The sequence below is a fragment of the Epilithonimonas zeae genome (assembly GCF_900141765.1).
GTDB lineage: Bacteria > Bacteroidota > Bacteroidia > Flavobacteriales > Weeksellaceae > Epilithonimonas > Epilithonimonas zeae.
Genome location: NZ_FSRK01000003.1, coordinates 92,637 through 116,174, shown reverse-complemented (window position 1 = coordinate 116,174; position 23,538 = coordinate 92,637). Strand labels below are relative to the sequence as shown.

23 protein-coding genes and 1 riboswitch are annotated in these 23,538 nt (G+C 35.5%); of the genes, 13 read left to right on the top strand and 10 right to left on the bottom strand.

Features of this window, described 5'->3' with window-relative positions; all coding sequences use genetic code 11:
* Window positions 1-39 precede the first annotated feature (39 nt).
* Window positions 40-345 carry a DUF3467 domain-containing protein gene (locus BUR19_RS16755; protein ID WP_027384121.1) on the top strand — a complete coding sequence of 102 codons (306 nt, stop codon included), beginning with the start codon at window positions 40-42 and terminating at the stop codon, window positions 343-345.
* A 132-nt stretch (window positions 346-477) separates the two neighbouring features.
* Window positions 478-1,761: an alkaline phosphatase family protein gene (locus tag BUR19_RS16750; RefSeq protein ID WP_074236627.1), complete on the top strand. Its 1,284-nt coding sequence runs from the start codon at window positions 478-480 to the stop codon at window positions 1,759-1,761.
* A 263-nt stretch (window positions 1,762-2,024) separates the two neighbouring features.
* On the opposite strand, the gene BUR19_RS16745 is transcribed toward BUR19_RS16750, so the two are convergent.
* Window positions 2,025-3,089, bottom strand: coding sequence for an NAD(P)-dependent alcohol dehydrogenase (locus BUR19_RS16745; RefSeq protein ID WP_074236626.1), 1,065 nt, complete (start codon window positions 3,087-3,089; stop codon window positions 2,025-2,027).
* Window positions 3,090-3,125: 36 nt separating this feature from the next.
* On the opposite strand from BUR19_RS16745, the gene BUR19_RS16740 reads away from it, so the two are divergent.
* On the top strand, window positions 3,126-3,557 hold the full coding sequence (locus BUR19_RS16740) for a VanZ family protein (protein WP_074236625.1): 432 nt from the start codon (window positions 3,126-3,128) through the stop codon (window positions 3,555-3,557).
* On the opposite strand, the gene BUR19_RS16735 is transcribed toward BUR19_RS16740, so the two are convergent.
* Together BUR19_RS16735 and BUR19_RS16730 are read right to left on the bottom strand one after the other, a co-directional pair.
* Window positions 3,544-5,214 (bottom strand): OmpA family protein, encoded by a 1,671-nt coding sequence (locus BUR19_RS16735; protein ID WP_074236624.1) that lies wholly within the window; start codon window positions 5,212-5,214, stop codon window positions 3,544-3,546. The two genes, BUR19_RS16740 and BUR19_RS16735, sit on opposite strands and share 14 nt — an antisense overlap.
* 95 nt (window positions 5,215-5,309) lie before the next feature.
* Window positions 5,310-5,657 carry a T9SS type A sorting domain-containing protein gene (locus tag BUR19_RS16730; protein ID WP_074236623.1) on the bottom strand — a complete coding sequence of 116 codons (348 nt, stop codon included), beginning with the start codon at window positions 5,655-5,657 and terminating at the stop codon, window positions 5,310-5,312.
* A gap of 106 nt (window positions 5,658-5,763) precedes the next feature.
* Here BUR19_RS16730 and hemB point away from each other — a divergent pair, with 106 nt between their 5' ends.
* Together hemB and BUR19_RS16720 are read left to right on the top strand one after the other, a co-directional pair.
* Window positions 5,764-6,756, top strand: a complete 993-nt coding sequence (gene hemB / locus BUR19_RS16725) for a porphobilinogen synthase (protein WP_083600812.1) — start codon at window positions 5,764-5,766, stop codon at window positions 6,754-6,756.
* Window positions 6,757-6,827: 71 nt separating this feature from the next.
* Window positions 6,828-7,469, top strand: a complete 642-nt coding sequence (locus BUR19_RS16720) for a hypothetical protein (RefSeq protein WP_074236621.1) — start codon at window positions 6,828-6,830, stop codon at window positions 7,467-7,469.
* A gap of 1 nt (window position 7,470) precedes the next feature.
* Here the strand turns inward: BUR19_RS16720 and rmuC are convergent, their stop codons facing one another.
* The 3 genes from rmuC to BUR19_RS16705 form a co-directional block, all read right to left on the bottom strand.
* Entirely contained in the window at window positions 7,471-8,817 is a 1,347-nt protein-coding gene (gene rmuC, locus BUR19_RS16715; RefSeq protein ID WP_074236620.1) for a DNA recombination protein RmuC, read from the bottom strand.
* Window positions 8,818-8,884: 67 nt separating this feature from the next.
* Window positions 8,885-9,763, bottom strand: coding sequence for a polyphosphate kinase 2 family protein (locus tag BUR19_RS16710; protein WP_074236619.1), 879 nt, complete (start codon window positions 9,761-9,763; stop codon window positions 8,885-8,887).
* Between the two features lie 77 nt (window positions 9,764-9,840).
* Entirely contained in the window at window positions 9,841-10,338 is a 498-nt protein-coding gene (locus tag BUR19_RS16705) for a DUF1573 domain-containing protein (protein WP_074236618.1), read from the bottom strand.
* Window positions 10,339-10,460: 122 nt separating this feature from the next.
* Between BUR19_RS16705 and BUR19_RS16700 the strand changes: the two genes are divergently transcribed.
* The 7 genes from BUR19_RS16700 to BUR19_RS16670 all read left to right on the top strand — a co-directional run bounded on the left by BUR19_RS16700 (window position 10,461) and on the right by BUR19_RS16670 (window position 18,437).
* Window positions 10,461-13,079 (top strand): valine--tRNA ligase, encoded by a 2,619-nt coding sequence (locus BUR19_RS16700; RefSeq protein ID WP_074236617.1) that lies wholly within the window; start codon window positions 10,461-10,463, stop codon window positions 13,077-13,079.
* Window positions 13,079-13,723, top strand: a complete 645-nt coding sequence (locus tag BUR19_RS16695; RefSeq protein WP_074236616.1) for a DUF4241 domain-containing protein — start codon at window positions 13,079-13,081, stop codon at window positions 13,721-13,723. Before BUR19_RS16700 ends, BUR19_RS16695 begins: the two co-directional genes overlap by 1 nt.
* 75 nt (window positions 13,724-13,798) lie before the next feature.
* A complete protein-coding gene (locus BUR19_RS16690; protein WP_074236615.1) occupies window positions 13,799-14,689 on the top strand; it encodes a PfkB family carbohydrate kinase in 891 nt (296 codons plus the stop codon).
* Window positions 14,690-14,769: 80 nt separating this feature from the next.
* A complete protein-coding gene (locus BUR19_RS16685) occupies window positions 14,770-15,609 on the top strand; it encodes an alpha/beta hydrolase family protein (RefSeq protein WP_074236614.1) in 840 nt (279 codons plus the stop codon).
* A complete protein-coding gene (locus BUR19_RS16680; protein ID WP_074236613.1) occupies window positions 15,609-16,253 on the top strand; it encodes an HD domain-containing protein in 645 nt (214 codons plus the stop codon). Before BUR19_RS16685 ends, BUR19_RS16680 begins: the two co-directional genes overlap by 1 nt.
* A 28-nt stretch (window positions 16,254-16,281) precedes the next feature.
* Window positions 16,282-16,875, top strand: a complete 594-nt coding sequence (locus BUR19_RS16675) for a hypothetical protein (protein ID WP_175565928.1) — start codon at window positions 16,282-16,284, stop codon at window positions 16,873-16,875.
* 260 nt (window positions 16,876-17,135) lie between these two features.
* Entirely contained in the window at window positions 17,136-18,437 is a 1,302-nt protein-coding gene (locus BUR19_RS16670) for an aldehyde dehydrogenase family protein (protein ID WP_074236612.1), read from the top strand.
* 204 nt (window positions 18,438-18,641) lie between these two features.
* Here BUR19_RS16670 and BUR19_RS16665 read toward each other — a convergent pair whose 3' ends face one another.
* Window positions 18,642-19,676, bottom strand: a complete 1,035-nt coding sequence (locus BUR19_RS16665; protein ID WP_139297408.1) for a L,D-transpeptidase — start codon at window positions 19,674-19,676, stop codon at window positions 18,642-18,644.
* A gap of 85 nt (window positions 19,677-19,761) precedes the next feature.
* Window positions 19,762-19,835: riboswitch (Fluoride riboswitch) on the top strand.
* Window positions 19,836-19,864: 29 nt separating this feature from the next.
* Between BUR19_RS16665 and BUR19_RS16660 the strand changes: the two genes are divergently transcribed.
* Window positions 19,865-21,172, top strand: coding sequence for a voltage-gated chloride channel family protein (locus tag BUR19_RS16660; RefSeq protein ID WP_083600811.1), 1,308 nt, complete (start codon window positions 19,865-19,867; stop codon window positions 21,170-21,172).
* Here BUR19_RS16660 and BUR19_RS16655 read toward each other — a convergent pair whose 3' ends face one another.
* Genes BUR19_RS16655 through BUR19_RS16645 form a run of 3 tightly spaced genes read right to left on the bottom strand, consistent with a single transcriptional unit; the run spans window position 21,173 to window position 23,390 of the window.
* A complete protein-coding gene (locus BUR19_RS16655; RefSeq protein ID WP_074236611.1) occupies window positions 21,173-22,138 on the bottom strand; it encodes a YpdA family putative bacillithiol disulfide reductase in 966 nt (321 codons plus the stop codon).
* 26 nt (window positions 22,139-22,164) lie between these two features.
* A complete protein-coding gene (locus tag BUR19_RS16650; protein ID WP_074236610.1) occupies window positions 22,165-22,470 on the bottom strand; it encodes a chaperone modulator CbpM in 306 nt (101 codons plus the stop codon).
* 2 nt (window positions 22,471-22,472) lie between these two features.
* On the bottom strand, window positions 22,473-23,390 hold the full coding sequence (locus BUR19_RS16645) for a DnaJ C-terminal domain-containing protein (protein ID WP_074236609.1): 918 nt from the start codon (window positions 23,388-23,390) through the stop codon (window positions 22,473-22,475).
* Between the last annotated feature and the right edge of the window lie 148 nt (window positions 23,391-23,538).

Sequence of the window (23,538 nt, the reverse complement as noted above, 5' to 3'; positions counted from 1 at the left end):
TTCGTAATCTATAATTTTAACAAAATAATTAAACAAAAAATGGACAATAATCAAAACCAAGATCCAAACAACATTAACATCGAACTTAATGAAGTTGTAGCAGCAGGAGTTTATGTGAACTTAGCTTTAGTAAATCACTCTCCATCAGAATTCGTATTGGATTTCATCCAATTGATGCCAGGTGTACAACAAGCGAAAGTAAGATCTAGAGTTATCGTAGCACCTCTTCACGCAAAAAGAGTTTTAGCTGCACTTCAGCAAAATGTTGCTAACTATGAGCAGCAGTTTGGTGAGATCAAAGAAGTTGAACCTTTCGTATTAGGAGGTAACAACGTTCAAGCTTAAAATTTTTTCTTAAATATATCAATCCCGATTCTTCACTGAGTCGGGATTTTTTGTTTTTAGGTTTAATATTTTATTAACTCAACATTTTTTCCAGTTGAAATCTTACCCACTACCTTTGTCAAAATTTTTATAATGAAGAAGCTATTAGTATTTCTACAGCTATTTTTATCATTAACGGTATTCGCACAGAAAGAAATTATAGATACAGCTCAAATCATCGTTCCAAATCGGTTCAATAGTGCAGAAGCAATGCAGAAACCTTATGTAATTATGATTTCTACAGATGGTTTCCGGAGTGATTATATTAAGAAATACAATGCAGAGAATCTTCTGAAACTTTCCAACCAAGGTGTAAAGGCAAAAGCAATGCTTCCAAGTTATCCAAGCATTACTTTTCCCAATCATTGGACTTTGATTACAGGTTTATATCCTTCTCATCACGGTCTCATTGATAACTTTTTCTACGATTATAAAAGAAAAGAACCTTATGCAATGAGCAATCGAAAGAATGCAGAAGATGGCTCTTGGTATGGCGGCATTCCTTTGTGGAGTCTGGCAGAGAAACAAAATATGGTGAGTGCTTCTTTACAATGGGTAGGTTCTGCAAGCGATGCAGGCGGAATTAGACCAACTTACTATTATCCTTATCACGAGAAATTTTCGCCATCTGAAAAAGTCAATAAAGTGATTAATTGGTTGAAGCTTCCGGAAGAGAAACGTCCGCATTTTATCTCATTATATTTTCCTGAAGTGGATGGTGCAGGACATCATTACGGACCAGAAACAAAGGAAACTGAATCTGCTGTTCATTTGATTGATAATGCTATTGGAGAATTGGTCCAAAAAGTTAATGATTTAGGATTGAAAAATGTCAACTTTATTTTTGTTTCAGATCACGGTATGATAAAGGTAGATGGAAATGATCCACTTGAGATTCCTTCTGTTTTATTGGATACAAACAGATTTGATTATTATAATTCTTATACTTTGCTAAGAATTTATGTTAAAAATCCTAATGAAATCAAAGCTGTTTATAAGGAATTAAAAGCTAATAAAGCTGATAATTATGAAGTTTATCTGGATAAGAAGTTACCGAAATACCTTCATTTCGCAACCAAAGATGATAAATATGGGAGAATCGGACAGATTATATTAATTCCAAAAGCGCCTAAAATATTCTTAGAAAAAGGAAAAAGAATATCAGTCGGAAAGCACGGATACGACCCACGAGTTGTTCCTGAAATGAAAGCCACTTTCTTCGCTTGGGGACCAGCGTTCAAGAATGATTTGGTAATTGATGAGTTTGAGAATATTAATGTTTATCCTTTGGCCGCTGAAGTTTTAGGATTGAAAATAGATGAGAAGATTGATGGAAAACTGAAGGTTCTTAAACCTATTTTGAAGTCAAAAAAGTAGACTTTTTACATCTATTCCAAGTCAAAAAATGACCTTCCGCAAGTCTTATGGATAGGGCATTTGCAGAGGCACCTTAAAACACACGTGCCTTTTCATTAAAACACACGTGTCTTTTAACTAAAACACACGTGTCTTTTGTGGAAAACATACGGAGGTTTTTCAAAAGAGGCTTTGATCTTTTCTAAATTTTAACCAGATAAATCTCTAAAAAAAGAGAGAACACCAATAGACATCCTCTCTTTTTTATTTGAATGGAATTAATATTAATTCTTCAAACTCTTCATATCGATGACAAATCGGTATTTCACATCACTCTTCAGCATTCTTTCGTAAGCATCATTGATGTCCTGGATATTGATGATCTCGATTTCAGAAACAATGTTCTTTTCGCCACAGAAATCCAGCATCTCCTGAGTTTCTTTGATTCCTCCAATTAATGAGCCAGCTACAGAACGTCTTTTGTAGATCATAGGTCTTGTACTTACAGCATCATTCTCAAATTCACCAATGAAGCCAACTAGAACTAAAGTTCCGTTGACAGCCAAAGTCTGCATATAAGGGTTGATATCGTGCTCATAAGGAACAGTATCGATAATCAAATCAAACTTATTGAAAACGGATTTCATCTGCTCTTCGTCTGTAGAAATAACAACGTGGTCTGTTCCAAGTGCTTTAGCATCTTCTGTTTTCCCCGGAGTTCTGGAGAATAGAGTAACTTCTGCACCCAAACCTTTTGCTAATTTGATTGCCATATGCCCCAAACCGCCCAAGCCAACAACTGCAACTTTAGAATTTTCTGTCACGTTCCAGTGTTTAAGAGGAGACCAAGTCGTAATCCCTGCACAAAGTAGCGGTGCGGCAGCAGCCATATCCAGATTCTCAGGAAGTCTTAAAACAAAATGTTCATCAACAACCACAGACTCAGAATAACCCCCGAATGTTCTGGTTTCTTCGAAGTATTTATCTTTTCCATTGTAAGTTCCCGTAAATCCTTTTTCACAGAATTGTTCCAAATCCTGTTCGCAGCTATGGCAAGTTCTGCAAGAATCCACCATACATCCTACGGCAACAAGATCCCCGATTTTGAATTTTGTAACATCACTTCCGACTTGCAATACTTTTCCAACAATCTCGTGACCGGGAACTGCAGGATAAACCGTTCCGCCCCAATCGTTTCTCGCCGTATGAAGATCCGAATGGCAAACGCCACAATAATAGATGTCAATTTCTATGTCTTTTGGCTGAACTTCTCTCCTTTCTATGGTTAATAATTCCAGATCATTTTCTGCAGCTTGTGTTCCGAAAGCTTTTATTGTACTTGTTTTCATTTTTTTTTCAATAATTTTAGGGTCAAATTTATTTTAATGAGGTTGTTTGTTAATAGGTATTATCCTGTTTTTATTAATGTTTATACGGTTTGGATTTTATATCTCCTGTTTTTTGCATCTTTTCGTTATTCTCCAACCATTCTTTTTGAGATAAAAACTGTTCCATTTGAAACCATTAATGAGTATTCTACGAATGTGATCAAATTTGATAAAATAGAAGCTATAAAAAATATTTTAGGAAACATTATTTTATTTATTCCATATGGTTTTCTAGGTATTATTTATCCAAGACTAAATCAATTTAAATGGTTACTCTTATCATTTTTTCTAATAATTAACATTGTCGAGTTTTCTCAATATTATTTCAAAAAGGGTTATGCAGATGTAGATGATGTTATCCTTAATACTTTTGGCGCTGTAATTGGTTTTTTCATTTACAAAAAATGGTTTATCATCAAGGACAAATAACCTTCATCTCTGTTCTTCTGTTTAACTGATGCTGCGATTCTGCACAATCTATACCATTACTACATTTATTAAGAAGTTTTGTTTCTCCGTAGCCAATTGGTTTTAATCGCGATTTATTAATTCCTTTCGAAACCAGATAATCTACTGCTGCATTGGCACGATTCTGAGAAAGCGTCTTATTATAATCATCAGAAGCTCGCGAGTCTGTATGGGAAGATAATTCAACATTGATTTTTGGATTATCTTTCATAAACTGAACCAATTTGTTAAGCTCAGCTTTTGCATCTTCATGGATAAAATATTTATCCAAATCATAATGGATATTCTTTAGATTAATTGGCTTTCCACAAGTTGTTTCTTCCATACAAACCTGAAGATTTAGGAAAAGTGTATTGCTTCTATCTACTTTTTTAGAAGTGACAGTTTCTGTTTGGGAAAAATAATTTCCTTTTTTACCATAAATATTATAAGTCGAATTCTTATCTGCTTTGAAATAGAATTTTCCATCAACATCTGTTTTTATTTCGTGATAGATTTCAGTTTCATTGTTTTTTATAACGACAGTTACATCTCGCAAAGGGTTTTTAGAATTGCAAATATTCACTTGACCTTTCACAAAGAACATTTCAGCATCGGTTGATATCTCTTTCTTGATTGTCGAGTTCCTTACGAATTCATCTTTGTCAGCTTTATTGGAGATTAGATCAATGTTATAAAGATTTCCTTTGATTTCATAGTTATCTGGTTTGATATTTTTAAAGAAAGCCACACCCTGCGAATTGGTTCTTGCAAAATAAACTCGTTTCCCATTTTTAAAAAGTTCTACGAATGTATCGGGGAGAATTAATCCCGTTTCTTTATCTCGGGCAATAACCGATAATCCATAATTGGGTTCAGAACCAACAGTTGGAATTCTAAAAGTCAGTCCGGCAAAAACTCCTGCAGAATGAATCTCGTGTTCAAAACTGTTATTTCTGATTTCAACATTCGAAGGATTGATGTGGTATTGATTATTGTTTTCCGAGAAAGGAGTGTATCCCGCAACAGAATTGTTCTTAACTTGGTCATTAGCATTAAAATGCTGAATATAATAACCGCCGACATTCACCCCAACATATTCTGAGAAAAACCAATTCAATTCAATCTGTCCTTTTCCGGTTAGGATATTTTTTCCATTGTACCCATTGTGAAAATTAAGATTGTAATTGTTTGCTGTTAATGAGGTTTCACCACCTTTGATATTGGAAATTCCACCTTTTAATTTGAAAGCTAAACTCAGATTATCATTAATTACATACCGGAAGTTGGGGCCAACTCCAAGAAACAATCGTTCAACTTTATTTTCAGTTAAATTGATATTAGAAAGTGGAATAGTTCCGTTGTATAAATTTTCTGTTGGGTAAGTGTTTTTAGGGGTATTTTTAAGATAATCGAAATCAATTCCTAATCCAATCCAGTTGAAATAATAGTCAACAGAAGTTCCAAGATTTAGATTGTATTTATAATCGATAAATTTGGTTTGATTATCATAAGAAGGAAAATCCAAACCGCCTCTCAGAGAAACATTCAACTGATTATTATCGTATAAAGAATTCCTGTATTGACAGTTGATAATCTGGTACAAAATGATAAAAACTAAAGTAATTAATTTTCTCATAATTTAATTTTCTTGGTTAAGGCAAATTTACGCAACTGAGAGGTGAAATAAAAAATGCCGGCTAAAAAACCGGCAATATATTTTAAAAATTAAATTTACTGTTTGATAATCTGAGTGATTTTCTGAGTATTGTCATCCAATACATATCTCATCAGATATTTACCTGGACGAAGTTTGTCCAATCTCAGTTCTGCATTATTGTTATTAATAACATATTCAGCAACCTGAACTCCCAAAATAGAGAAAAAAGTTACTGTTTTTATTTTCGCCGAATTATCCTTTGATTTTAGAACCAAAACATCCTTAGTAGGATTAGGGAAGGCAACCAAAACACCATCGTCGGTCTTTTGTCCTTCAAATGCACGTGTAGATTGCGCCTTCATTTCTCCCGAAAATCCAACTGAAACTACCGTAAATATAATAAAGAATAGAAATTTTTTCATTCGCTTTAGTCTGTACTTAAACAATTACAACAAATATATTTTAAATAATTTTCATATGCAATAGCCTATCCGTAAAAGTATAAGTAAATTTGCATAAATAATTTTTATCAAGATGATTTCAAGAAACAGAAGACTAAGAACCAACGATTCCATAAGAAGTCTTGTTCGTGAAACAACCCTTACAACAAACGATTTGGTGTTGCCTATGTTTGTTATGGAGGGTAATAACAAAAAAGAAGCCATTTCCTCAATGCCAGGCGTTTTTAGGCAAAGTTTAGATTTAACAGTGCAAACTGTTAAAGAAAATTATGATTTGGGAATAAAAGCGGTCAATCTTTATATGAAGGTTTCCGATGCTCTAAAAGACAATACAGGAAAAGAGTCTTGGAATCCAAACGGGCTAATGCAAAATACCATAAAAGCTATCAAAGATGCAGTTCCCGGAGTTGTAATAATTCCGGATGTAGCATTGGATCCTTATTCTATTTATGGCCACGACGGAATTATAAAAAATGGCAAAATCGACAACGATTCTACAGTAGAGGCACTTGTAAAAATGGGAATTTCTTTGGCAGAAGCCGGAGCTGACATTTTGGCACCAAGTGATATGATGGATGGTCGTGTTTTGGCAATGCGAGAAGGTTTGGAGGAGAACGGATTTACGGATGTCGGGATTTTATCTTATGCGGCCAAATATGCAAGTGCTTTTTATGGACCTTTCAGAAGTGCCTTAGATAGTGCGCCGGTGGATGCTCAGGAAATTCCAGCTGACAAAAAAACTTACCAAATGGATTTTCATAATTCCCGCGAAGCTATCGATGAAGCTTTGAGAGACGTAGAAGAGGGAGCAGATATTATTATGATAAAGCCCGGAATGCCGTATCTGGATATAGTTTCCAAAATCCGTGAACTCATCACGCAACCCATTGCAGTTTATCAGGTAAGTGGAGAATATGCAATGTTGAAAGCTGCTGCACAGAATGGTTGGTTGGATAACGATAAAGTACTGATAGAAAGTTTAACCAGCATCAAACGTGCCGGAGCAGATATGATTTTTACTTACGCTGCACCAGAAGTTGCAAAGCTTTTGAATCAGTAAAAAAATAGCTTCTTAGCATTGCTGAGATAAATTATATCTTTAGTCATTTTATAAACTTAAATTAATAACATATGAAACTAATTATTCTACCATTCTTTTTTCTAATTTTTAATCTAGGAATGGGTCAGGAAAAACAATATCTATCTATAAAGCAAGGAGATTTTCCGGAAGGTGTCTATGAAACATTGGAGGACGTCTTGAATAAAAAACTAACCTCGACAGATGAAGTTTACTTTAAACCATCTGATGTAAAAGATTCTTCTGAATCTCCAGATAAAGTATTTTTTTACTTCAAACAAAAAGATAAAAAAATTAGAATCCCCTTAGCAGTTTCTCATAATGGGGAGATGTATTTTCAGACTTATAGAAAATATACTAATAAGAAAGATAAAGGATATGATCCGGATCAATATTCCCGATTTTGCAAGGTTACAAGTTATGGGCGATTTATTTATTTTGAAGAAAATATGAGAGGTATGTGGTCAAAAGCATTATTGGGGAACTTAAGTCCGATGACTTATTTGATGAATGGAAATATAAAAGGAATTGTTCTAGATCTTGATAATAAAGAGTTCAATATACTGAGAGATTGTGGAGATTTAAACGATTTTCTAAAACAACACCAGATTCCAGAAATCAAATGTGATTCGGAAAAATTTACAATTGGTGAATTAAGAGCCACAATTGACGAAATAAACGAGCCATATCGCTAATCTACAAATCTTCCTCACCCAAACCCTGAGGAAGATTTTTTTTGTTCTTAATCCCCAAATTTTTCAACTTCTGAGTTTGAACAATCAAATTATCATTTCCCGAACTCAACTGTTTGAAAGCATCATTGTATGAATTCTTTGCTTGGTCTATATTCTTTCCAATACGTTCCAGATTATCAACAAACCCAACGAATTTATCATACAATTTCGCTCCTCTTTCCGCAATTTCCATTGCATTTCTATTTTGATGTTCGCGTTTCCAAAGATCCTGAATCAACTTGAGAGAAGTAATCAAATTAGTCGGACTTAATAAAAGGATTCTTTTGTCGTAAGCAAAATTCCAAAGGTTTGGTTCAGCCTGCAAAGCCGCAATGTAAGCTGCTTCACTCGGGATGAACATCATCACAAAATCCAGACTTTTATCAAAATCATCATAAGCTTTCTGACTCAATTGATTGATGTGATTTTTCACAGATTGAAGATGTAGATTTTGTTTTTGAGTGAAAAGTTCAGGATTAGTTTCATCCGTCATTTCAACAAATGCTGTGAGAGAAACTTTGCTATCGATAATGACATTTCTATTATCAGGATATTTTACAACAGCATCCGGACGCATTTTCTTGCCGGAAAATTCGGAAAAAATAGCTTTATTATTTTCGTCTTTCAACTCGTGTTCTAAGAAGTATTCCTGATTTTTTCTAAGTCCTGATTTCTCCAAAATACTTTCCAGAATCATTTCGCCCCAATTTCCCTGCGTTTTGCTTTCACCTTTCAAAGCTCTGGTTAATTGTTTGGCATCTTCAGAAATCTGTTGGTTGAGGTCTTTCAGTTCACGAACTTTCTCACCAAGAGAAAAACGCTCTTTTGCTTCCTTATCGTAAGTCTCATTCACTGTATTTTTCAGTTCATTGATTTTTTCCTGAAAAGGCTCGAGAATAGTTTTTAGCTGATTTTGATTAAGTTGCGTGAATTTCTCAGACTTTTCTTCCAAAATCTGATTAGCAGTTTTCTCAAATTGTAGACGAGTGGTTTCCTGAATTTTTAGAAATTCATCCTTTTGATTTTCAAGGTGGTCTTGCAGGTTTTTATAATGCGCATTCAGTTCTGCGTTGGTAAAAAGTAATTCCTCTTTACTTCTTTGGATGATGGAAATTTCTTTAGTTAAATCAGAATTTGAAAATTTTAATTCATCAATTTTCTGTTGATAATGATTCTCATTCTCCTGTGAACGGATCAATTGTTCATTCAGAGTTTCAACTGTTTTTTTACTCACAGACATAGATTTCATCAAAAGAAAAACAATAATTCCTCCGACGAATCCTCCAACAAATACATAAATAATCTCCATTTTAAGCTTCGTTATTTTTCACAATTTTAAAATAACTTTCGTTTATAAAATTGAGGTTTTCCGTAATTTATTTTTCACTTTCCAGTTTTGTTTTTGACTCAGCTAATTCGTTTTTATCTTTTTCAGAAACTTCCGGGAATTTTAAATTCATTTCTTCCATCGCATCAATGATGATTTGAATAGCAGCAACTCTCGAAAACCATTTCTGGTCAGCCGGAATCACAAACCAGGGCGCAGAATCTGTTGAGGTTTCATCGATAGCTTCCTCATAAGCTTTCTGATAATCTTCCCAAAATCCACGTTCGGTAATATCGGCAGCAGAGAATTTCCAATTTTTATCATCCTCATCGATTCTGTCAAGGAAACGTTGCTTTTGTTCTTCTTTAGAAACATTCAGGAAAATTTTGACAATTTTGGTTCCGTTATTTGCCAAATGCTTTTCAAAATTTCGGATACTTTCATAGCGGTTTTCCCAGAATTTTTTATCAAATTGTTTTACATCTGTCCATACTTTTTCACTGAGGTTATATTCTGGATGAACCTTACAAACCAAAACACTTTCGTAATGAGAACGGTTAAAAATTCCGATTTTTCCTTTTGCCGGAAGTGCTAGATAATGGCGCCAAATAAAATCGTGAGAATATTCTTTTGAACTTGGACCTTTGAAACTTGTTACTTCACAACCTTGCGGATTCACACCACCGAAAACATGTTCTATCAAACTGTCTTTTCCTGCCGCATCCATCGCTTGAAGAACAATTAGCAAAGATTGACTTCCGTCTGCGTATAATTTTTCCTGCAACAAACGAAGTTTTTCTTTTTCAATTTCGAGAAGTTCTTTTGCTTCGTCTTTACTGATTTTTCCTTTATAGCTTGTATTATGTTTTTTGATTTCGAATTTTGAATTTTCTTTGATCAAAAAATCGTCTGAAAAATTGTAATCCATAAAAATTGATTTATTGTAAAGATAAAAAAACCGCCTCGTTAAAAAACGAAGCGGTTTTATAAAATTTGTAAATTTTATTATTTAGCAGTAGTTTCTATTTTTTTTGCTACTTTTTTTGCATTAGTTCTTGCTGGTACAGACTCAGCTTTTGCAGTAGCTGTTACAGTACTAGGTGCAGCAACTAATTTAGCTTCTTGGTTTACACCTTGCAAATCTTCTACATTTCCTTTGATGTATAGAACGGATCTGTTGTTTGCAGGGTCATTAGAATAAACTTCGATCAATTTGTTGAAAGGCCCTTTGATACCTGTATTATATCCAACTTTGATTTGAGCAGATTTCCCTGGCAAGATTGGATCTTTGCTCCACTCTGGCGTTGTACATCCGCAAGAAGGTTTTACTTCGCTTAGAATAAGAGGTTTGTCTCCTGTATTTTTTACAGTGAAAAATCTGTGACCATCTGATCCAGCTTTCACGTTTCCGTAGTCAAAAGTTGTTTTATCAAATGAGATTGTTTGAGCAGATGCAAAAGCGATAGCTCCTGTCATAAATAATCCTGCAAGAATCTTTTTCATATTTTTTTGTTTTAAATAATTAAATTTTTGAATAACAAAGTTATAAATAATTTGAATATGTGCTGTTAATTTTTTTACATTGTCTTATTTTTGCAAATTACAAGCTTAAAAATATTTTTAAAATGCAGATTGCTGACAAATACAATCCACAGGAAACTGAACAAAAATGGTATGACTTCTGGTTAGAAAATAAATTTTTCCACTCAGAGCCAGATGACAGACCTCCTTATACGATTGTAATTCCACCACCAAACGTGACCGGGATTCTTCATATGGGGCACATGTTGAACAACACAATTCAGGATGTATTGGTCAGAAGAGCAAGAATGCAAGGTTTCAATGCTTGTTGGGTTCCGGGAACGGATCACGCTTCTATCGCAACAGAAGCAAAAGTTGTAGCGAAACTGAAAGCTGAAGGCATCAATAAAAAAGATATTACAAGAGAAGAATTCCTGAAGCACGCTTGGGAATGGACTGATAAATACGGAGGAACAATTCTCGAGCAATTGAAGAAATTAGGCTGTTCTTGCGATTGGGACAGAACCAGATTTACTTTGGAAGATAATTTGTCCAAATCTGTAATCAAGGTTTTTGTTGATCTTTATAATAAAGGATTAATTTATCGTGGTTATAAAGTCATTAACTGGGATCCAGAGGCTCAAACTAATATTTCTGACGAAGAGGTAATTTTCAAAGAACAAAATGGAAAACTGTTCTATCTAAAATATAAAATCGAAGGTTCAGAAGATTTCTTAACCGTTGCAACAACTCGTCCGGAAACTATTTTTGGTGATGTTGCAGTTTGTGTAAATCCAAATGACGAAAGATATCAACATCTTAAAGGTAAGAACGTAATTGTTCCAATCGTAAATCGTGTAATTCCAATTATCGAGGATGATTATGTTGATATCGAATTCGGAACTGGAGCTTTGAAAATTACGCCGGCTCACGATATCAATGATTACGAAATCGGGCAAAGACACAATTTGCCAATCATCGATTCTATGGATAATGACGCAGTTCTTAACGAACACGGAATGCATTATCAGGGAATGGGAAGATTCACGGTAAGAAAAGAAATTGCTAAAGAATTAGAAAAAAATGATCTTCTTCTGAAAGCGGAAGATTATGTGAATAAAGTTGGAACATCTGAAAGAACAGGTGCCGTTATAGAACCGAAAATTTCTGTTCAGTGGTTTTTGAAAATGTCACAAATGTCAAAACCTGCTTTGGATGTTGTAATGGATGATACAATCAAATTCCATCCTGAGAAATTCAAAAATACCTACCGTCATTGGATGGAGAATGTTCACGATTGGAACATTTCACGTCAGCTTTGGTGGGGACAGCAGATTCCGGCTTTTTATTTTGGAGCTGGCGAAAATGACTTTGTAGTTGCTGAAAATATCGAAGATGCTTTGGTTTTAGCAAAAGAAAAAACTAATAATCCAGCACTAACAATTGAGAATTTAAAACAAGACGAAGACGCATTGGATACTTGGTTCTCATCGTGGTTGTGGCCAATATCGGTTTTCGAAGGTATTTTGGATCCAGAAAATAAAGACATCAATTATTATTATCCAACTTCAGATTTGGTAACCGGCCCGGATATTATTTTCTTCTGGGTGGCCAGAATGATTATGGCTGGATTGGAATATAGAAAAGATGTTCCGTTCAAAAATGTTTATTTTACAGGAATCGTAAGAGATAAGCAAAGACGAAAAATGTCTAAACAGTTAGGAAATTCACCAGACCCAATTGATCTGATTGAAAAATATGGAGCTGACGGTGTAAGAGTCGGAAGTTTGTTGAGTTCCGCAGCCGGAAATGATCTTTTGTTTGATGAAGACTTGATGTTGCAAGGAAGAAACTTTGCTACAAAAATCTGGAATGCTTACAAATTAATTCAAGGTTGGAAACGTGACGAAAATATCAAAGCTAAAGAATCGGATACACAGACAATCAATTGGTTTGGAGAACAGTTGAACAAAACTATTGGCGAAATTGAAGACCAATTCTCAAAATTCAGAATTTCGGATGCTTTGCACTTGGTTTATAAACTGATTTGGGACGACTTCTGTGCGTGGTATTTGGAAGCAATCAAACCAAATTTCGGAGAAGCAATCAGTGAAGAAGTTTATCAAAAAACAATTGCTTATTTTGAGGAATTGATGAAATTGTTGCATCCATTCATGCCTTTCTTATCAGAAGAACTTTGGCAGAATATCTCCGAAAGAAGTATTTCTGAAGCTTTAGTAATTGCACAACACAAAAAATCAGAACCTTATAATGAAAATAAAATTAAGGATTTTGATTTTACTAAAGAAGTGATTTCTGGTGTTAGAAACTACCGTCAGTCCAAAGGAATTTCGCCAAGAGAAACCGTAGAGGTTTTCACGAATGTTTCTGAATTGGCAAATGCTGAGGTGATTCAGAAATTGGCCAATATTTCAGAAATTAATTTCAATCAAAAAACGGATAAACCAAGTTTTACATTCTTAGTTGGAGCGAATGAATTCTCTATTCCGCTAAGTGAAAATCTTGATTTGGGCGAAGAAAAAGAAAAAACCGAAGAAGAAATAAAATATCTGAAAGGTTTCTTGATCTCTGTTGATAAGAAATTATCGAATGAAAAATTTGTTGCGAACGCCAAACCAGAAGTGGTAGAGATCGAGCGTAAAAAACAAAAAGATGCTCAGGATAAAATTGCGCTTCTTGAAGAAAAACTGAAAAGTTTGTAATGACTCACATAGAAAATATTAAAAAATTATTCTCCCGAGACTTCGTAGAAAATCCATTGTTGGAAACCTACGAAGTTGGGAAAATTCACATTTCATCAGGAAAAATTGTAGCCAGTGATGCTTTGATTTCGCCCGATCATTCAGCTTTCAATCAGGAATTTCCGAAAGGAGATTTTCAGGTTTTGGTTCATAAAGAAAGAGAATCCAACTGTATTGCTTATGCAGAAATAGTTTTTGATAAAAATCAATTGGCTGAAAATTGGTCTTTGGCTCTTTGTGATAATCAAAATATTAATGATCTGAAAGAAGAAGAAATCTACGGTTATCTTGTAGAGTCCGGAATGGGGACTTTTATGGATAAGGAAGCTCAAATTTCTCTGAATGCTTTAGAGCAAGACCTTTTTCACAAAAAAGGAGCTGACTTTATGGGGATCTATGAAGAGTTTTTCCATTCTCATTTCTTTGATGAAAACGGAGCAATCGACCAGTTCGCAGTTCTCAAACCTTATGATAACAAACCGGAAAATATTGTTGCATTCGAAACTGGTTATGGTGAAGGATTTTATGCAACGTATATAGGTTATTCTAAAGATAATCAGCCAGTTAAATTAATTTCCGAATTTATAGAAATAGGAAACGATTAATTGATTACATTAGCTTCCGATGAAATTGTAACTATAAGATTTCATCAAATCTTTGAAAACAATGAATGTTAGCAAATGAAACTTAGAAATACAAAACCTCAAATAGTAGTTGTTGGAAGCTCATCAATAGATATTGTTCTGAAAACTTCTAAAATTCCTACGGCAAATAACACGGTTCTGGCTCAAAATCTGAGAAGTTTTTTGGGAGGGAAAGGCGCCAATCAGGCGATTGCAACGTCACGTTTGGGCGCTCAGACTTCTTTGGTTAGCAGGATTGGGATGGATCCGTATGGGCAGCAGGTTTTGAGAAATCTGAATGATGAAGATGTAAACGTAGCTTATGTTTTTGAAGACGAAGAAGAGGAAACCGGCACAGCCTATGTGAATGCTTCTGACGAAGGAAATGCGATCACGGTAGTTCCGGCAGCCAATTACAATCTTTCTCCATCGGATATAGATGAAGCAGAAAAATTCTTATTGACTGCAGATTTGATTCTGACTCAGTTGGAGATTCCGTCAAAAACTGTCGAATATCTTTTTAAAAAAGCGAAAAGCCTTGGCAAGAAAATAGGAATTTATGCAGCTCCGGCGAGCAGACTTTCAGATGATATTATAGATTACGCTTCTTTTATCGTGGCGAAGAGTACAGATTTGGAAACGATTTTTGGAGAAGGCAATCACGAAGATATTATCAAACATTTGCCAAACAAATTATTTGTAAGAGACGGCGCCAACAGTACAAGTTTCTTCGATGGTTCTGAGATGAAATATTTCCGAAATAATCCTCAGACCGATGCACACAGTATGGGATTAGGCGATGCGTTTACATCCGGTTTTTCTATTGCTTTACTCCACGGTAATTCTATTGAAGATTGCGTTATTTTTGGAAATCAAGTGGCTTTGAAAGCTGCCGATTACAGAGGTTCTCAAAAAGGTTTGCCATATTTGGACGACCTTCAAAATTAATATTTTCAGCATATCGAAAAATAATTTTCAACGGACCGAATTTTTTACTTTTATAAAGTGATTCTCTTAAATCATTTTTAATGCAAAGTATTAATATTTTAACTGAGGATAATTACAGTTTATCTGCACATCTTTTTGAGCCCGAACATTCCAATGAAAAATTATTGTTGATTAATTCTGCAACTGGCGTTAAGCAGCAGATTTATTTTTCTTTTGCTCAATTTTTTTCGGAGCAAGGATTTACAGTTATGACTTATGATTACAGGGGGATTGGACAATCGAAGCCTGATAAAATGAAAGGTTTTGAAGCTTCGATGAGAACCTGGGGAACCAGAGATTATAAAGCTGTTACAGATTATATCAAAGCTAATTTTCCAAATCATCAAAAGTTTTGCCTTGGACATTCTGTTGGTGCCCTGATTTTAGGAATGAATCCGGATTCTGAGATGTTTAAGGAATTTGCCTTTGTTGGAACTCAGAATGCGTTTGTCGGAAATTTGAAATTTAAAACAAAAATTGAAGCTTATCTGGGTTTCGGAATTGTCCAACCTTTATCTACCAAAATTTTAGGTTATTTTCCGGCGAATTGGTTCGGTTTGGGAGAAAGTCTTCCTTCCGCAAGTGCTTTCGATTGGCGAACTTTAATTCTAAATAAAAAATCTACCAACAAATTATTAGAAAAAGTCGATGATTTTTCCCGAAATTTGACTCAGAAAGTTTTCGTTATTCGAGCAGAAGATGACGTTTGGCTCACGGAAAAAGGTGTAAAATCTTTATTGCAAAATACTTACCCCAATCTGAAACCAACTTACCGAATTATCAAAACTTCAGAATCGGAAAAGGGAGAAATTGGACATATTAATTTTTTCAGAAGCTATAACAAAAAGCTCTGGAATATTATTTTAAAAGAACTGAATTAATGGAATTGATTAACAGAACAATAGAACTCGTTAAAGAAAAATTAGAAGGAACAGAATCCGGTCACGATTGGTTTCACATCGAACGTGTTTGGAAACTGAGCCTGAAAATTCAGGAAAAAGAAGGTGGTGATAAATTGGTTATAGAGTTAGCTGCGTTGTTGCACGATATTGCTGATCCAAAATTCCACAACGGCGATGAAACGATTGCTTCAAAAATTGTGAATAAATTTCTAACCAAACAAAAAGTAGATTCTGAAATAATTGAAAAAGTCATTTTCATCATCGAAAATATGTCGTTTAAAAACCGAAATGATGCGCCTGAAAATTTACCTTTGGAGCTGAAAATAGTTCAGGATGCGGATAGACTGGACGCAATCGGAGCAATTGGAATTGCGCGAACTTTCAACTTTGGCGGTTATAAAAATAATTTGATGTATCATCCGGATATCGAACCAAAACTCAATCAATCTAAAGAAGAATATAAGAAGTCCAATGGAACTACAATCAATCATTTTTATGAGAAATTGTTGCTTCTGAAAGATTTACTCAATACAGAAACAGCTAAAGAAATTGCTGAACACAGGCATCAATTTATGCTTCAGTTCCTTGACGAGTTCTACAAAGAATGGAATGTCACTTTCTAATTAAGGATAAACCGCTATCTTTGTTTTAATGATAATCATTTTAATCCTCATTTTTCTGATAATCGCTCTGTTTCTGTCCGGTTTTCGTTCAGGGAAATGGAGTTTGTGGAACAAAATTACCAGAACGGTTATTACCATTTCTGCTGCTGCCTATTTTACATTTTGGTTTGTAGAAAGGAGTTTGTCGCAGTTTTTGGAAAATTCTTTGGCCATTCAGGTGATTAATTATCTGCCGCAACCGGTTGATTTTTATATCATCAGAGTTCAGGACGGGAATGAGAATCAGAAGTTCAGTTCCAAACACGTTGGACAAATTCGTCCGGAATATTTCAGGATAGAATATCTTAATATGCAGAAATCCAATGAGTTTTGGGTCGTTGGTTACATCGGAAAAAACAAGTTGGTTTACTTTTCTCAGGTTGCTGTTCCTAACAAAAACGAAGATCAAATCATTGAAGTCAGAAATTACATCAATCACAGTCTCAAGCTTTCCGCCATTGCCACAGAGAAAATAGAAGAGTTGAAGTATGACAATATCAAGCTCAGTATTTGGGTGACATTGGATTTGTTGTTGATTTTTCTCAACTCGGTTCTGCTTTTCAGAAGCAGCAAAAAACATTAAAATAATAATTGGGGCGCCTTTATCCGCCTTCCGCTCCCAATCTTTTCACTCCACTGCGTTGCGTAAAAAGGATTTCCGCTCAAGTCGGGGCGCGTGCAATTCTGTGTTTTAAAATTAGTTCTCAAGTTGCATTGCATTATTCATAAAAATTAATAACAAAATTTAAATAAAATATCAAAATAGATTTTGAGATTCTAATCAACTTTGTACATTTAGCAACGCAAAAATTGGTACAATTAATGCAACCCTAATCAATTAAAATGAAAGTAGAAATGGATTTATCAAAACATATTGATTCTGCGCACAAAGCATTCTCGGATTGGAAAAAAGTTCCATTCCATAATCGTCAAAAGTTACTTTTGAAGCTCGCAGAAGTTCTTGAAAAGAATAAAGAAAAATACGCCAAAATCATCACCACAGAAATGCATAAGCCGATTTCACAATCCACAGCAGAAATCGAAAAAAGTGCAGGATTGATAAAATTTTATGCTCAAGCAGAAAATATTCTGGAACCTGAACACATCAAAACCGAATTCAATGTTAGCGAAGTTCATTATGATGCGTTGGGAATTATCCTCGGTGTAATGCCTTGGAATTTTCCTTTCTGGCAGGTTTTGAGATTTGCTGTTCCTGCGATTCTTGCTGGAAATGTTGTAGTTTTAAAGCACGCATCCATCTGTTTCGGAAGTGGTGATGAAATCGAATCAGCTTTTGCAGAAGCTGGTTTTCCAAAATATATTTTTCAAAATCTGAGAATAGGACATAACGAAATCAAAGAAATTCTGGAAAATCCTTTGGTAAGAGGAGTGAGTCTCACAGGAAGTGAAAAAGCAGGAAGCGAGGTAGCTTCTCTAGCTGGGAAAAATATCAAAAAATCAATTTTGGAGTTAGGCGGAAGCGATGCATTTATTGTCTTAGAAGATTCCGATTTTGAAAAAGCGGCGAAAGATGGGCCTCTTGCAAAACTATCTAACACAGGACAGATTTGTAATGCTGCAAAAAGATTCATTGTCCACGAAAAAATTAAAAAGGATTTTCTGCCTTTATTTATAGAGGAATATAATTCTTTCCAACCGGCTGATCCGTTTAAAATGGAAACTAAGTTGAGCAAAATGGCAAGACCTGATTTGGCGGATGAGTTGGAAAATCAATATAAAAAAGCTTTGAAGAATGGAGCAGAAGTAGTTTTGGCTTTGGAAAGAATTTCGGAAAGTGAGTTTCGTCCCGGAATTATCTCTGTCAAAGAAGGAAACCCAATTTTGCAGGAAGAATTATTTGGACCTTTAGCAATTCTGATGATTGGAAAAAATGATGAAGAAATCTTAAGGTTAGCGAATGATATTCCGTTTGGATTAGGAAATTCGGTTTGGACTAAGGATAAGAAACGTGCTCAGTTTTTCATCGATAATCTGGAATCCGGAACGGTTTCTATCAATAAAACAACAAGCTCTGATACACGATTGCCTTTTGGTGGTGCAAAATCTTCAGGTTATGGAGTAGAGTTGTCTCTACACGCTATTAAAGAATTTACTCAAGTAAAAACTGTGGTTGGAAATATTTAAAATATTGACTTAACTGATAAAAATAAACCCGCTCAAATTATTTTGAGCGGGTTTCTATTTGTTGACAAATCTTGTTTTTATGTCGAATCCCATAGCCCCGATAGTAGCGGTTACCCCGCAGTGGAGTGGGAGAGTTGGAGGATTTGTTGTTGCCAAGCGCTGGAACGAGGAGTATGAGCGGATAGCGGGATTAAGCTCCTGAAATTATTTCATATTGTTTGAAGCTAACGTTTTAGCTGAAGCCAAAGAATCTGCTTTTGCTTTTTTCTCTTGTTCCACCTGCTGAATAACCGTATCACGATTCTCCTGCTCTTTCATAATTTCGGCCAATTGTGGCTGGATGATTTGGTTCATCTCGTCCTCAGAAATATTGTTGGCTTCCGGCGATTCCAAAAGTTTTTTCCAAGGTCTGCGCTGTCCCCAAGGATAATCTCCATAGACAATCAATGGTGTTCCTTTGGCTCTGGTGGTTGCTCCGCCTTTGTTAAGAATCCAAGTGTCTACCCAGGTGTACATCCATTTTGCATCTTCTTCCAGCATACGCAAGCAAGAGTGCGAGGCCGGATAACCAGGCATTGCGTACTGATGCCAGCCGATGCCATCAAAATTGGCTACATTCACGTTCCAACGAAGTTTCCACTCGTCACTAACTGTTGAGATGGCGACTTCTTTTTTCCAGTTGGCGAACATCAAACCGGTTTTGGTTTTAGTAGCTTTTTTTCCCATACTTGTCGGTCCCCATTTGATGAGGTTTCCATATTCATAAACGCCAAAAGCCTGAATCGGATAGGAAAAGAAAACGAATTTTTTCACGTTTTCCAAAGTCGTAACGTGACCCGGAAACGGAGAATATCTAAGAAAATCTTCCTCAATTTTTGCTGGAACAACCAATGTGTCGGCTGCGCCAATATTGGCTCTATCCAATCGATTGAGTGCCAAAATTGTGTAAAGTGCTTTCCCAGTAAATTCTTTTTTGTTCTTCTGAGAAACCGAATCTGTGTTTTTGTAAACCCAAGGGAAATACCCAAAATCTTTTCTTGGGATAACAACATCTGGAACTTTTGGTTTTTCTTCTTCTTTTATACTGTCCTCTTTTTTCTCATCAGAAGTCACAATATCTGTGGCGGATGTGCTTTTTGAGTCAGTAGAAGAAATAGCTTCATCCTTTTTACATTGGATCAAACTCAAAGAAATAACGATAAATAAAGGAAATAATTTGGAAATTGTGTTTCTGTTCATAGTTTTTAATTGTCGCCCAATAAATTACAAAAAGAATACCAATTAAACTAGAAATTGTAGTTTGGAAAATAATTTATAAATTTGTGATACAAAAGGAAATGGTGTTCTTCCTTGCCCAACCGTCTCGTTACCATCGAGTCTGATGACGCCTGATTAAAATAAGATTCATCTTTATTATCAGGAAAAGTATGTCAAAAAATCAACAAAAATCAATCAGTCGAAAAAGTTTAATTATTCTAAAGGTTTTCTTTAGACATTATCCTTCTCTTCCTTATATCAGCAAATGGCTATTGATAAGTTTGCTAATTGGAGCTTTGGTAGGAAGTGCATCTGCATTTTTTCTGCAAACATTGGATTGGGTAACCAATTTTCGTGAAACACATATTTGGATAATTGCTTTGCTTCCTTTAGCCGGACTTTTCATAGGTCTGATGTATCATAAAATGGGCAAAAGTGTTGAGGCTGGAAATAATCTTTTGATTGATACGATCCATAATCCAAAAGAAATTATTCCTTTCAGGATGGCGCCTTTGGTTTATCTGGGAACGATGATTACGCACTTGTTTGGAGGTTCTGCAGGACGTGAAGGAACGGCAATCCAAATGGCGGGTTCTATTGCAGACCAATTTACCAGACTTTTAAGATTGACTTCTGAAGAAAGAAAAATCTTAATTATTTCTGCAATAGCGGCTGGGTTTGGTTCTGTTTTCGGGACGCCTTTGGCAGGAGCAATTTTCGGGTTGGAAGTTTTTTTGATTGGGCGTTTAAAGTATAATGCTATTTTTCCTGCTTTTATAGCTTCGATTATTGCTGATTTGGTGACCAAATTATGGAAGACACATCACACGCATTATCAAATCAATCTTATTCCAGAACTATCTTTTCAAAATATTTTTTATGCTTTGATTGCCGGAATCTGTTTTGGGATTTGTGCAGCTTTGTTCAGTAAAACCATTCATAGAGTTGGAGCTTTTTTCAAATCAAAAATCAAATATCCGCCACTAAGACCTTTTATTGGCGGAATCATCGTAATTATTGGCGTTTGGCTTTTGGGAACTACCAAATTCATTGGTTTGGGAATTCCGACGATTCAGAATTCTTTTCAAGAGCAATTAATGCCTTATGATTTTGTATTGAAAATGATTTTTACAATCGTGACTTTAGCATCTGGATTCAAAGGTGGAGAGGTAACGCCATTGTTTTTTATTGGTGCAACTTTGGGAAATGCTTTAAGTTATTTTATCCCACTTCCAACTGCGCTTTTGGCAGGAATGGGATTTGTGGCCGTTTTCGCAGGTGCGACTAATACACCGTTGGCTTGCAGTGTGATGGCAATAGAATTATTCGGTGCAGAATGTGGTGTTTATGTAGCGATTGCTTGTGTGGTTTCTTACTTGTTTTCCGGAATGACTACGATTTATAACCGACAGATGATTGGCGAGGCAAAACATCAGCGATTCCAAAATAATTCTGGTAAAAGATTTAATGAACTTTAATTAATTATTCTTCGAAACAATATCCTGAACGATTTGTTTTGCGTGAATTCTGGAATTCTCTATAAACCAAAGATGGGTGTCTTTTCCACCGCAAACTACACCAGCGAGATAAATTCCTTTCACATTACTTTCCATCGTTTCTTTGTCGTAATGAGGATTAAGACAATCGCCTTTCAAATTGATTCCAATATTTCTAAGGAATTCAAAGTCGGGTAGATAACCTGTCATTGCCAGAACGAAATCATTTTCAATTTCCTTGATTTCTCCTTTACTGGTTTTGAAAACTGCAGAATGTGGTTTGATTTCCAAAAGTTCTGCACCAAAAAAAGCTTTGATACTTCCTTCTTTAATTCGGTTTTCGATGTCTGGCTTTACCCAATATTTTACACTTTTAGAAATCTCCTGATTACGGATAATCATCGTTACGTTGCCTCCTTTTCTATAAATTTCCAAAGCTGCATCTACAGAAGAATTGCTGGAACCAATCACCACAACATTCTGAAAAGCATAAGGATAAGGTTCAGTGTAATAATGCCTTACTTTCGGCAGATCTTCCCCAGGAATATTCATCATATTCGGAATATCATAAAAACCAGTCGCAATAATCACATTCTTTGCAAAATAAATCTGCTTGCTGGTTTCTACTTGGAAAAAAGTAGATTTCTGAATATTAATCACCTTTTCATAAGGTCGGATGTTGATTCCTTTTGCTCGTGCAATTCCCTGATAATATTCAAGAGCGTCCTGTCTGCCAGGTTTCGCTTTGGTTGTAATGAAGGGGATTTCGTCAATTTCCAATCGGTCGGCTGTTGAAAAAAACGTCATATACAACGGATAATTGTAAAGACTATTCGCCACCGTTCCTTTTTCGATAACGATATATTTCAGTTTATTTTTTTTTGCTTCCAAAGCGCTCGCTAGACCAATTGGACCACCGCCAACAATAAGAACATCGTATAACTCCATCTCACAAATTTACAAAAGAAAATCGGCTAAAAATCTGCATCTTCCCACGTTTCGAATCTTGTAACATTCTGTAGTAGCTTTCGGTTTTCATTTCTCAGCTCTTCCATTTGATTCAGAAGTTTATGAATGATTTCGATTCCGGGCAGATTCACTTCCAGATCGTAATGCCAGTTTGCAAAACGTTCCAGATGCGGTAATTCCTCGTAAATAATGTAGCGTAAACTATTCTCTGTCTCTGGATGCAGCAATTCCGAATCGATGAGCTGATCCAGAAAACTATAATCAATTTTATAGAGACGTATGATTTCTTCTATGGAGATTCTTTCGTTCATTGCTATGAATTTTTGAGTTGTTGAAACAGTTCTTTCTGTTTTTCTGTAAGATTGGTCGGGATTTTTATATTGTAAGTAACATATAAATCACCAAATTCACCTTCTTTTTTGTAAACCGGAAAACCTTTGCCTTTCAGTCTTACGGTTGTGCCGTTTTGTGTTTCTGGTTTTACTTTCAGACTGACAGAGCCGTCAAGTGTTTGTATCGTGACATCGCCACCCAAAACGGCTGTGTATAGATCAATATCTAGAGAAGTTCTGAGATTATCGCCTTCCCGTTTGAAATCTTTGTCTTCCGTAATGTTGAATGTGATATATAGGTCGCCATTCGGACCGCCATTAACGCCGGGATTGCCGTGACCTTTAAGCTTGATTTGCTGTCCGTTGTAGACACCGGACGGAATCGTTATGCGTACCTTTTTGCCATTAATGTCGAAAATTTGCTGATGTGTTTTGGCTGCGTCTTTCAAACCAAGTGTCAACTCTGCCGAAACATCCTGACCTTTAAATTTTCCGCTCGCACTACCTCTTGAGCTTCTACCAAAACGGTCGCCGCCACCGAACATCGATTGGAAAAAATCTGAAAAATCTTCGCCTTCGCCAAAATCCGCTCCTGAAAATCCGCCGCCGGCAAAATTTCCGGAATATTGCTGTTGCTGTCTCTGCTGTTGCTGTGCACGCTCATATTCCTCACCATGTTTCCAATGTTCACCATATTTGTCGTACTTAGCGCGATTTTCCGGATTGCTTAGCACCTCATTCGCTTCATTGATTTCCTTGAATTTTTTTTCGGCTTCCTTGTCAGTCGGATTCATATCCGGGTGATATTTCCGCGCTAGCTTTCTGTAGGCTTTTTTGATGTCGTCCGCAGTCGCATTTTTTTCAAGTCCAAGAATTTTATAATAGTCTATAAATGCCATTTTATCAGTTGGTTTGTATCAAAATTTGCTTCCCTAAGTTAGCAATTATTATAACAAAATAAAAGAGTGATTCGAAGATTTTTTTAGGTGTATTAGGTTTCAGGTTCCGATCATCTTTACACTGTTTTGTGCTGTATATTATTGTTGA